Consider the following 9,763-nt stretch of genomic DNA (forward strand, 5'->3'; position numbering starts at 1 on the left):
GCGAGATGACAGCCGATCACGCATCGCGCATCAAGGCGCAACAGCAACAGGACGCCGAACTCGCGGCCATCAAGGAACTGGAAGAACGCACCGCGCCGCTGTTATGGGCGGTCTATGGGGCGGTGCTGGTTGTCGGGTTGATCTTCGCCATCGGAAACGCCGCCGGGTTTGTGGAGGGCTACGAGCGGCGGATCGACCAACTGGCGCAGGAGAACGCCGCGCTCAAGGCCGATGTCGCGCAGTTTGTCGATTGTCTTAACGGGGGCCGGTTCGATGTGGACGGCCGTGAATTGACCTGCAAGATCAGGAAGGGAAAACCATCATGAATATGGCAGTAATGAAAGCAATGCAAGCCGAACCCATCGCCCGGTTCAACCAGGCACCGCGCCGCGTCTACAACGCGGAGTTGCGCCGCCAGATCGCCGCCAAGGTGCAACAGTGCACGCGCTGGCTGCGCATAAGCGGGTACGAGGTGGTTGAGGTAGCCGGTGGCCTGCGGCAGCCGCGCGTCGTCATCAAGCATAGCCCGCTGTGCAACCGCCTCGAAGGCGCGGCGGAGGCCTACGAGCGCACGCCGCGCGGGGGGCGCCGCTACCGCTATGTGGTGCGATTCGATTGCATGGTTGAGTGGGAAAAAAGCGAGGCGAACCATGCAGGCCAATAAATTCGAGGTGGCAAAAAAACTCGCTGGCGCGGCCTTCGTGCTGGACAACACACGGTGTGAATGGCCGGACGAGGATCAGGCAGCATTGCTGCACCTGGTTGTGCTGATGCACAACACAGCAGAAAGACTGGTCTGTTTCCGCAAGGATGAAATGCACCGGATGATCGCTGGAGCGGCGCTATGAGCCTCGTTATCAACTTGCAGCAGTACGAAGCGCTCACCGGCCTGCGCAAAAAGATTGCAGCCGCCATCAGCGACAACAACGCCGAGGAAATGCACCGCGCCATCGGCATGGTGCATGGCTACCTGATCGGCCTGTTCACGGCAGGTGAGATCGACATCAACGATGTCAACTCGCTGGAGGCGGAGACGATGGCTAACGTCGATTTCCTGCTCAACGTCCGGAAGGTCTGCAATGGCCGATGACCTGAAAACCGCCATCCGCGCCGCCCTGGCCGGGTCGAGCAGCCAGAAGCCGGTGGACGTGTCCGCGCTCTACAAGCTCGGCAGCGTCGCCAGCGTGCAGGCCGCGCTGCTGGAAATGTACCGCAGCCGCGAGCGCGAGGTTAATTGCTGCCTGACCGTCAAGAAGCGCAAGGAAACCAGCGTGTGGTGGCTGGTGGGCAGGGTGCCCGCGCCGCACAGCTACGGCAGGACGGGCAGGAGCGTATCGGCATGAACGGGGCGGCGCATGGACAAGGAAGCCTTCGAGGAACGAGCCGCGATCCTGGAATTCGACGCCGGAATGCCGCGCGCAATGGCGGAAGCGCGGGCGCGGCAACCCGTAGCGTGCGCTGTGCGCACGGCACGATCCGCGCCGCCGCCGTTGCCGCAGGAAGACAGGCAAACGCCGGGATACATGGAGTTCCGCGACAAGTGGCATAGCAGGACAAGAAAACTTTTTTAACGACCAAAGGAGAGCACGATGAGCACCACCCAAACCATACCAGCAGGCTACCGCAAGGACGCAAGGGGCTGCCTGATCCCCGAGACCATGATCAAGCCGGTCGATCTCAAGCGCGACGAACTAGTGCGCGTGATCGCCGATCAGGCCAAGGCGGTGCAGGAAATCCTGCGCGAATTCAAAGTGAATGTGATGCACAACATCAATGCATTCGTGGACTACTCCGCCAAGGAATACAACGTCGCGATGGGCGGCAAGAAAGGCAACCTCACGCTGTACAGCTTCGACGGCGCATTCAAGGTGCAGGTCGCCATCGCCGAGCACATGGTGTTCGACGAGCGCCTGCAGGCGGCCAAACACCTGATCGACGAATGCATCACCGAATGGGCGAAGGGCAGCCGCGACGAAATCAAGGTGCTGGTGCAGGACGCCTTCCAGACCGACAAGGAAGGCAAGATCAACACCGGCCGCGTGCTCGGCCTGCGCCGCCTCGACATCCGCGACGAGAAGTGGCAGAAGGCCATGCTCGCCATCGGCGAAAGCCTCCAGGTGGTCGGCAGCAAGGAATACGTGCGCTTCTACGAGCGCATCGAGGGAACGGACGAATACCGCCCGATCTCGCTTGATGTGGCGGCGGTGTGAGATGAATCGTAAAGAGTACTTGCTGACCTGCCTTGCTGAAGAGTGTGCGGAGGTTGCACAGGCGTGCTCCAAAGCGCTGCGCTTCGGTCTCGATGACAAGAGGCCGAATCACACGCTTACAAACGCCCAATACATTTCGGCCGAGATAAACGACGTGATTGCGCTGGTTAAGATGCTGGAAGAGGAAGGCTTGCTTCCAAGACAGAACAGCTTCCGTGAAATCGAGGCAAAAAAAGCCAAGATGGAACACTTCATGGAATACGCCAAACAGCGTGGGACTTTGACTGTATGAGCGCCCTCTTCATTTTCACCGCCACCTTCGCCGTGGTGCCGTTCCTCGGGCTGCAAAGCCTCAACGTGAACGGCGGACACAAGACGGCGGCGGTGCTGACTAGCTTCGGCATCGGTGCCGCCAACCTGTTCATCCTCAAGATCATGCCCGGCCCCACCGGCTGGCTGGACGTTGCCGCCTACCTTACCGGCGGGCCGCTGGGCATCCTGGCCAGCATGCACTTGCACCCGTGGATGGTGCGCATGTTCAAAAAACAGGGCCACGGCTAAAGGGCGCGCCGTGGTTCGCATCACCCGCCCATGTTTCACATTGACCATCTACCCAAAGGAGCAAGGAATGACTAAGCAAGAACTGATTGACGCAATCGCAGCAGGCACCGACCAGAGCAAGAAAAACATCGACCAGGTGTTGAACCATCTCGGTTTGGCGGTAATGCATGAGCTGAAGAACGGCGGCGAAGTGACCCTGCCCGGCCTCGGCAAGCTGCACGTCGAGCACAAGGAAGCGCGCAAGGGGCGCAACCCTTCCACCAGGGCCGAGATCGACATCCCGGCCAAGAACGTGCCCAAGTTCAGTGCTGCTAAGGCGCTCAAGGATGCGGTGAACAGCTAAACCATCGCCTGCAGCCCGTTATAGATAGAGGGCTGCGGGAGGCGGTTTAACGCATAGCTACGGAGAATGACATGCAGAAAGAACACCCAGCAGAGAAGGTTGTAATTGCGTTCGACGAAATGCGCGAATTATGTGGTGACTACCACGGCATCAAAGAAGACCACGACAGTCTCCAGTGTACTCATCAAGACGCTGACGACAGAAATGGCAACTGGTGCGCTATGGATACATGCCCATTACTGCGCGAAAAGGCGCGCGAATATAACTTGGGATGGGACTGGTGATGACCAAACTGATCAAACACTACCGCCAGCTCGTCGGCATCGCCAAGGGTTGGGCAATGGCGAATCTGCCGGGCTGGAGCGACGATAGCCACCGCGATCTGCTGCAGCGCCACGGTGCGGTCGAGATCGAGGGGCGCATATCCGCCAGCAGCATGAACGTGCCGCAGCTCGGCGCTGTGCTGGAAGACTACGAGCGCCGGGGCTGGCCGCGCAACAAGCGCGTGTTCAACCCCGCTTCGACAGGCTCAGGGCGAACGGAAAAACGTTCGGTGCCGCCGCGCATCGCCTTCGTGGTGCGCCTGTGGGGAAAGCTCGGCAAGGCGGGCAAGGTGCAGCACGCCGACCGGCGTGCGCTGCTGGCCTTCTGCGCGCGCCAGGTGGGGCATGACGTGCCCGATCTGGACAGCCTCTCGGTGGACGAGTGCCAGAGGATCACCGAGGCCATGAAGGGCTGGCTGGGGCGCTGATGAATACCAACTGGCCCGCCGTCGATCCCGAGCTGCTGCGCTCGCTGCCGCCCGTGCTGGCGGCGGTGGTGCGGGCGCTCGGCTTTGGCCGGGCAAAGGCTTTCCTGGTGGCCCAGGGCGGCGTGAATGTCAACATCCCGAAGTTTCGCTGCAGCTCGCTCGGCCTGGAGCCGGACGAGCTGGAAAGGCTGCGCGAAACGCTCGAACCGCACATGGACGCAGCCGGGCGCGTGTGGATGCCGAAGCCTGACAAGCTGTTTCAGATCGTGCGCAATGCGCACATCCGCACCACGAAGTACAATGCCAGCATCAATGCCCAGGCGCGTGAAAACAACCTTTCAAGCCGCCAGATACTCAACATTCGGCGCGAGGAAGATGATGGTTGTCAGGGTGCGCTGTTCTAGGAGACTTCGAATGAGCAACGGAAACGGATTTACGGAATGGCTGCTGATCGGCGGCCCTTGGAACGGAAAGAAACTGCGCATCAAGGCAGGCAAGTCAGTAATCCTGGAAGCTGACGGGAAAAAATATCTCTACGAAGGGCGAGAGTTTTTCCTGGCTGGAAAATATTATCGCATAGGCGTCACTGAGGAGATTCCAGATCGGGAAATCTTGAATCTGATCTTTGAGACTGGATTGGAGCCTGTGCGTATCATCGCAACCCCCATTTAAAAACCGCACAGACCCATTTAAAAAACCCGAGCACCACACCGCCCGACCCATCACCCCACCCGCAGGGGTGAGCCGCTCAAATCGCGTTTAAACGCGTTTCGCAAAAACCGCCTTCAGGCGGGAAACATTTCCCGCCTAATTTCAAATCCCGCCGCGCGCGAAGATGCGTTCCATCACAGGAGCGCACATGCCGCAAACCAAACAACCGCAGCACAACCTTTCATTCGCCGCTCTTACTTACGAGCTCGTTACCGGCGCGGACGGTATTACCACCGAGGCGCACCTGTTGCCGCCCGGCCCGTTCCGCTCGACTGACGTTCGTCCGGTGGGGTGCGCCGCCTGGCAACTTGACGCGCAGATCGCGGCGCGCGTGATCGCGCTGGCATCGGCAAGGAAGACCGACACGCTGATCGACTACGAGCACCAGTCCCTGCGCTCCAGGGACAACGGCAAAAAAGCGCCTGCCGCCGGATGGGTGCCCAATACATTCGAGTGGCGAGAAGGCAAGGGTCTCTATGCCGTCGGCATTTCCTGGACTGACGACGCCAGGGCCGAGATCGTCGCGAAGAAATATCGCTACATCAGTACGGTCTTTTTTTACGACGCAGAAACCGGCGAGGTGCTGGAGATCGTTTCCATCGCCCTGACCAACACTCCGGCCCTGGACGGGCTGGACGCGCTGGCCGATCTGGCGCGCAAGTTTTCGACCGCCGGGGGTCTGCCGCCCGGAAACCAAAACAGAGGAGATGTTGATATGCCCGACGAAAAGCAAGTGGCGGCGCTCACCGCCGAGCGCGACAAAGCAACCGCACAGGTGGCGGCGCTGACCGCCGAGAAGGAAACCCTGAACAAACAAGTGGCCGACCTGACCAGCAAGAACACCGAGCTGACCGGCAAGGTTGCCGGTTTTGAGCAGGAAAAGGCCTCCGCCGCGCTCGCCGCCGACAAGGCCAAGCACGCGGAGCTGCTCAAGGCGGCGCTGGCCGACGGCCGCATTCCTCCCGCGCTGAAAGGCTGGGCGGAAAAGAAGAGCCTCGCCGATCTGACCGAATACCTGGAATCCGTCAACCCGCTCGCGATGCTGAACAAGCAGGTCGGAGACGGTAAGCCTGGCGACGGCAGCCACGGCTTGAGCCGGGTCGAGCTGGCGGCTTGCGCGAAGGCTGGATTGACGCCGGAAGCGTTTGCGAAGGCAAAAAAAGGCATGTAACCGTAACTTAATAGAGAGGAAAACAACATGGGAGCACTGATCAATCTTACCCAATCACAGCTCGACGCAATCAATACAGCGTTGGTCGCCAGGTTTAACAATGGTCTTACGCAAGGAAAACCAGACTGGAAGAAGCTCGCTATGCAGATACCCAGCGACAGCGATTCCAATACGTATGCATGGCTGTCACAGTTCCCCGCTTTCCGCGAGTGGGTCGGTGCGCGCCTGCACAAGCTGTTTAGCGAAACTGCTTATCAGGTCAAAAATCGCAAGTTCGAGAACACGGTCGATATTCCCGTGGAAAAACTCGAAGATGATAAGTGGGGGATGTACGCCGGTCTCGCGGAAATGCACGGTATCTCAGTCACTGATTTGCATAACGAGTTGGTGTTTTCCAAGGTTGCGGCCGGATTTTCCGAAGTTTGCTACGACGGCCAGTTCTACTTCGACACCGACCACCCTGTTTACCCTAACGAGGATGGCACCGGTGTTCCAACGACCGTCAGCAACATGCAGGCCGGTGTAGGCGAGCCATGGATTCTGTTGTGTACAGACCGTGCCCCAAAGCCACTCTATCTGCAGGAGCGCTCCCCAGCGCAGTTCTGGATCAAACCGAACGCCCTGACCAGTGACTATGTTTTCGACAACGACGCTGTTCCCGTTGGCGGACGATGGCGCGGCGAGGCCGTATTCGGCTTCTGGCAGTTGGCGTTCGGCTCCAAGGCTGCTGCGACCGTCGAGAACTTTGAGGCGGCGTTCAAGGCAATGGAAACGGTGAATCGCGATGGCGAGAAACCGATTGGTGCCACCCCGAACTTGCTGGTTTGCGGCCCGAACAATCGTTCCGCATTTGAGCAGATTCTGAAGACACAAAAGAATGCGGCCGGTGCAGACAACATCAACTACAACAAGGTCGAACTGTTCGTCACGCCCTGGGTGCGTGCCTAAGTAACACCTGAGAGAGCGTAGCACGCTACCCCGGAGGCGATGGCCTCCGGGTTGTGTAAGAGAAACCAACAAACCAGGAGAAAGACTATGGCAACAATCATGTATGTGCGCGTGCACCCCAAGAGCGGTCAGACGAAGTTCTTCCGCTGTGGCATTGGCTTCACCAAGGAATGGCAGAAGGTGGAAGTCGATGCGGCCACCGAAAAGCGCCTCAAGGAAGAGCAGATGCTGGAAGTATCGGAGACCGAGCCGGAAGGCTATTCCGCAGGCCAGCAGGATGCCGGCCAGGGCAATGCGCCCGTCGTTCCGACCGATCCGGCCGAGCGCATCGCGGCGATCAAGGACGCCATCGGCAAGCTGGACAAGGCCGATGCCGCGCTGTGGACGAACAGCGGTATGCCAAAGGTTCCCGCCATCTCGGCGGTGATCGGCTGGGAAATTACCGCCGCCGAGCGTGATGCGGCCTGGGCTGAAATTCAGGACGGGCAGTAGTCCTTCGACAAGCTCAGAACGAACGGATAAGAGGCATCCATGACTACGCGCTGCGCGCCCCCTCACCCTAACCCTCTCCCGCTTGCGGGAGAGGGGACAACCGTGAAAGGCGTCCTATGACCTTTGCCACCCGCGCCGATCTGCTGGCACGCAGCAACGCTCGCCGACTTGCTCAACTGGCGGTTCCCGCCGATGTTGACATGCCGCCGGACGATGCGCTGCGGGTCGCGGTTGCGGGCGGCGATCTCAGCGGATACACCGTGGCGCAGCAGGCATCTCTGACGCTGGCGCTGGACGCCATCGACAAGGCGCTGGGCGACGCCGAGGAGCTGGTGATTTCCTACGGCATCCCGGCGGGTACGCAGACGCCGTTGCTGGCCAGGCTGACCTCGACGATTGCGCTCTACTTCCTGCAGGGCGCGGAGCGCATGACCGACGACGTGAGCAAGGCATACGACGGCGCGATAGCTACGCTCAAGGCGCACGCTCGCGGTGAACTCAATCTGGTGCCGGTTGCCCCTGCCGTTCCGCCGCTGCCGGCCGATCAGGTGTTGATGGAAAGCGCGCCGCGCCGGTATGGCGGCCAACAGCCTGCGGGAGATTGGTGATGATCTCGCTGAAGCCGTTGATCGCGCTGTTGAAGGCGAAGCCGGATTGGTTTGACGGGCAGTGGTTCCGTGATGTTTCCGGGGCGGCAGACTATGCCAGCCTCAATCCTGATGCACTCCCGCTGCCGGCCGCATGGATTGTGCGTTCTTCGGAAAGCGCAAAGAGCGCCGGAGAGCGCGCGGTACGCCTGAAGCTGTCTTTCGATGTAGTGATCGCCATAAGCAACGAGCGCATCCATGCGCACATGGATGCAGATGAAACGCTGTTGCAATACCGCAAGGCCGTTGAGGCGCTGCTGCTCGGCTGGGAGATCGAGGCAGACGTGCGCCCCGTCCAGTTCGAGGGCGGCCGCGTTATCGAGTATGCGAAGCGCGACATTTTCTGGGCTGACAAATACAGCTTCGAAGCCCTCATCACCAACTATTTACCCGACCCCGTCGCCTATGGCGGCTTAACCAACACAGGAGGTAGCACCCTATGATCTCGTTCAAATACATCCCGGAGGCGCTGCGCTATCCGGGCGCATACATCGAAGTTGACGGCTCGCAGGCCGGGCTGGGCGGCGATATTCCGGCCGTGCTGCTGGTCGGCCATAAGCTGGCGACCGGCACCGCCCCGGCGGGCGAGATCGTGCGCCTGGCTGGCCCGGAAGACGCTAAGGAAAAGGCCGGTGATGGTTCGATGTTGCACCAAATGGCAAAGCGCTATCGACCCATCGATAAGGTACTTGATATCTACATGCTGCCCTATGCGGACAACGTGGCCGGTGTGCAGGCATCCGCTCCCATTACCGTGACCGGTGTGCCGTCCTCCAACGGCGTGCTGGCGCTGTACATTGCAGGCAAGGTGGTTAATGTAGCCATCACCGCCAACCAGACGGTTGACCAGGTTGCCACCGCGATTTCTGACGCGATCACGGCGGCCGGTACCGATATCCCGGTGACGGCTGCAGCCGTTGCGGCCGTGGTCACGCTCACCGCGCGCCACAAGGGCACCTGCGGCAACAATATCGACATCCGTTTGGCGCTTTACGGTGAGCCGATCCCGGCCGGACTGGCCCTGACCACCACCGCCATGTCCGGCGGCGCGGGAGATCCCGTTCCTGGCGACCTGACTGCCATCCTCGGGCCGCGCTGGTATCGCTACATCGCCCTGGGCATCAACGATGCTGCCACGCTCGCCGCCTGGGATGCGGAAAGCAAGCTGCACTATCTTCCGCCGATCCAGGCAGGCTTCCGCTGCTTCACGTCCCATCGCGGCGACTACGCGGCAGCGGCGGCATTCGGCGAGACCAAGAATTACGAGCACATCGCCGACCTCAGCCTGGAGCTGAACCCGACCAGCACCTGGGAAGCGGCGGCCATCGTCTGCGCCGCCGCAGCGCCGCGCCTCTACAACAACCCGGTCGAGTCGCTGGAAGGCATCTCATTGCCCGGCATGATCGGCGTGAGCTACCACGATTGGACGAACGCCAACAGCCTGCTGTTCAAGGGTATGTCGGTGATGCAGGTCGGCAAGGACGGTTCGTGCAGCATCAAGCGCCTGATCTCGATGTACCAGTTCAGACCGGACGGTAGCGCCGACGATGCGTTCCTGGACATCAACACCGCCGAAGTGATGGAGCGCATCCGCTACGAGCAGCGCATCGGCGCGATCAAGCGCTTCACCGGCACGGCAGCGGCCAAAAGCAACGAAGGCTATCGCCCCGGCCTGCGCATCACCACGGTGGACGATGTGCGCGCCTACCTGCTGAGCCTGTACAAGAACACGCTGATGCAGGAATTCGGTTGGGTGCAGGAATACGGCTACTACAAGGATCACCTGGTAGTCGAGCAGCACCCGACCAACCCGAGCCGCTTCAACTTCAAGGATGAGCCGGTGCTGTTGTCGCCGTACTACATCCTGGCGGGCGTCGGACAGTTCCGCAAGGCGGTCTAACCTCTTCCCCCTCTCCCGCTTGCGGGAGA

Annotated in this window: 20 protein-coding genes; all 20 read left to right on the plus strand. The window is 60.5% G+C overall.

Annotated features, from left to right (window positions below; translation table 11 throughout):
• The first annotated feature begins 5 nt into the window (after window positions 1–5).
• On the plus strand, window positions 6–326 hold the full coding sequence (locus tag ACRRNM_RS04065; RefSeq protein ID WP_435626961.1) for a hypothetical protein: 321 nt from the start codon (window positions 6–8) through the stop codon (window positions 324–326).
• Window positions 323–664 carry a hypothetical protein gene (locus ACRRNM_RS04070; protein WP_435626962.1) on the plus strand — a complete coding sequence of 114 codons (342 nt, stop codon included), beginning with the start codon at window positions 323–325 and terminating at the stop codon, window positions 662–664. The genes ACRRNM_RS04065 and ACRRNM_RS04070 overlap by 4 nt, the downstream gene beginning before the upstream one ends.
• On the plus strand, window positions 651–848 hold the full coding sequence (locus tag ACRRNM_RS04075; RefSeq protein WP_435626963.1) for a hypothetical protein: 198 nt from the start codon (window positions 651–653) through the stop codon (window positions 846–848). Before ACRRNM_RS04070 ends, ACRRNM_RS04075 begins: the two co-directional genes overlap by 14 nt.
• Window positions 845–1,090 carry a hypothetical protein gene (locus ACRRNM_RS04080; protein ID WP_435626964.1) on the plus strand — a complete coding sequence of 82 codons (246 nt, stop codon included), beginning with the start codon at window positions 845–847 and terminating at the stop codon, window positions 1,088–1,090. Before ACRRNM_RS04075 ends, ACRRNM_RS04080 begins: the two co-directional genes overlap by 4 nt.
• Window positions 1,080–1,343: a hypothetical protein gene (locus ACRRNM_RS04085; RefSeq protein ID WP_435626965.1), complete on the plus strand. Its 264-nt coding sequence runs from the start codon at window positions 1,080–1,082 to the stop codon at window positions 1,341–1,343. The genes ACRRNM_RS04080 and ACRRNM_RS04085 overlap by 11 nt, the downstream gene beginning before the upstream one ends.
• 12 nt (window positions 1,344–1,355) lie before the next feature.
• The gene (locus ACRRNM_RS04090; RefSeq protein WP_435626966.1) at window positions 1,356–1,571 is read left to right on the plus strand and encodes a hypothetical protein; all 216 of its coding nucleotides are present in this window, start codon (window positions 1,356–1,358) and stop codon (window positions 1,569–1,571) included.
• A gap of 18 nt (window positions 1,572–1,589) precedes the next feature.
• Complete coding sequence (locus ACRRNM_RS04095) at window positions 1,590–2,210, plus strand: DUF3164 family protein (RefSeq protein WP_435626967.1); 621 nt, start codon at window positions 1,590–1,592, stop codon at window positions 2,208–2,210.
• Between the two features lies 1 nt (window position 2,211).
• Window positions 2,212–2,502: a hypothetical protein gene (locus tag ACRRNM_RS04100; RefSeq protein WP_435626968.1), complete on the plus strand. Its 291-nt coding sequence runs from the start codon at window positions 2,212–2,214 to the stop codon at window positions 2,500–2,502.
• Window positions 2,499–2,771 carry a hypothetical protein gene (locus ACRRNM_RS04105; RefSeq protein WP_435626969.1) on the plus strand — a complete coding sequence of 91 codons (273 nt, stop codon included), beginning with the start codon at window positions 2,499–2,501 and terminating at the stop codon, window positions 2,769–2,771. Before ACRRNM_RS04100 ends, ACRRNM_RS04105 begins: the two co-directional genes overlap by 4 nt.
• 67 nt (window positions 2,772–2,838) lie before the next feature.
• On the plus strand, window positions 2,839–3,114 hold the full coding sequence (locus tag ACRRNM_RS04110) for an HU family DNA-binding protein (RefSeq protein WP_435626970.1): 276 nt from the start codon (window positions 2,839–2,841) through the stop codon (window positions 3,112–3,114).
• Between the two features lie 71 nt (window positions 3,115–3,185).
• Window positions 3,186–3,398 (plus strand): hypothetical protein, encoded by a 213-nt coding sequence (locus ACRRNM_RS04115; protein WP_435626971.1) that lies wholly within the window; start codon window positions 3,186–3,188, stop codon window positions 3,396–3,398.
• On the plus strand, window positions 3,398–3,865 hold the full coding sequence (locus ACRRNM_RS04120) for a regulatory protein GemA (protein ID WP_435626972.1): 468 nt from the start codon (window positions 3,398–3,400) through the stop codon (window positions 3,863–3,865). The genes ACRRNM_RS04115 and ACRRNM_RS04120 overlap by 1 nt, the downstream gene beginning before the upstream one ends.
• Window positions 3,865–4,269 (plus strand): hypothetical protein, encoded by a 405-nt coding sequence (locus ACRRNM_RS04125; protein WP_435626973.1) that lies wholly within the window; start codon window positions 3,865–3,867, stop codon window positions 4,267–4,269. The genes ACRRNM_RS04120 and ACRRNM_RS04125 overlap by 1 nt, the downstream gene beginning before the upstream one ends.
• 10 nt (window positions 4,270–4,279) lie before the next feature.
• Window positions 4,280–4,537: a hypothetical protein gene (locus tag ACRRNM_RS04130; protein WP_435626974.1), complete on the plus strand. Its 258-nt coding sequence runs from the start codon at window positions 4,280–4,282 to the stop codon at window positions 4,535–4,537.
• A 187-nt stretch (window positions 4,538–4,724) separates the two neighbouring features.
• On the plus strand, window positions 4,725–5,747 hold the full coding sequence (locus ACRRNM_RS04135) for a phage protease (protein ID WP_435626975.1): 1,023 nt from the start codon (window positions 4,725–4,727) through the stop codon (window positions 5,745–5,747).
• 27 nt (window positions 5,748–5,774) lie between these two features.
• Window positions 5,775–6,695, plus strand: coding sequence for a Mu-like prophage major head subunit gpT family protein (locus tag ACRRNM_RS04140; RefSeq protein WP_435626976.1), 921 nt, complete (start codon window positions 5,775–5,777; stop codon window positions 6,693–6,695).
• Between the two features lie 87 nt (window positions 6,696–6,782).
• On the plus strand, window positions 6,783–7,187 hold the full coding sequence (locus ACRRNM_RS04145; RefSeq protein ID WP_435626977.1) for a hypothetical protein: 405 nt from the start codon (window positions 6,783–6,785) through the stop codon (window positions 7,185–7,187).
• 116 nt (window positions 7,188–7,303) lie between these two features.
• Entirely contained in the window at window positions 7,304–7,795 is a 492-nt protein-coding gene (locus ACRRNM_RS04150; RefSeq protein ID WP_435626978.1) for a phage protein Gp36 family protein, read from the plus strand.
• Window positions 7,795–8,277: a phage tail terminator protein gene (locus ACRRNM_RS04155; RefSeq protein WP_435626979.1), complete on the plus strand. Its 483-nt coding sequence runs from the start codon at window positions 7,795–7,797 to the stop codon at window positions 8,275–8,277. The genes ACRRNM_RS04150 and ACRRNM_RS04155 overlap by 1 nt, the downstream gene beginning before the upstream one ends.
• Complete coding sequence (locus ACRRNM_RS04160; RefSeq protein WP_435626980.1) at window positions 8,274–9,734, plus strand: hypothetical protein; 1,461 nt, start codon at window positions 8,274–8,276, stop codon at window positions 9,732–9,734. The genes ACRRNM_RS04155 and ACRRNM_RS04160 overlap by 4 nt, the downstream gene beginning before the upstream one ends.
• The last annotated feature ends 29 nt before the right edge of the window (window positions 9,735–9,763 follow it).

Origin of the sequence: Ferrigenium straubiae (assembly GCF_051257895.1) — a bacterium.
Lineage (GTDB): Bacteria > Pseudomonadota > Gammaproteobacteria > Burkholderiales > Gallionellaceae > Gallionella > Gallionella straubiae.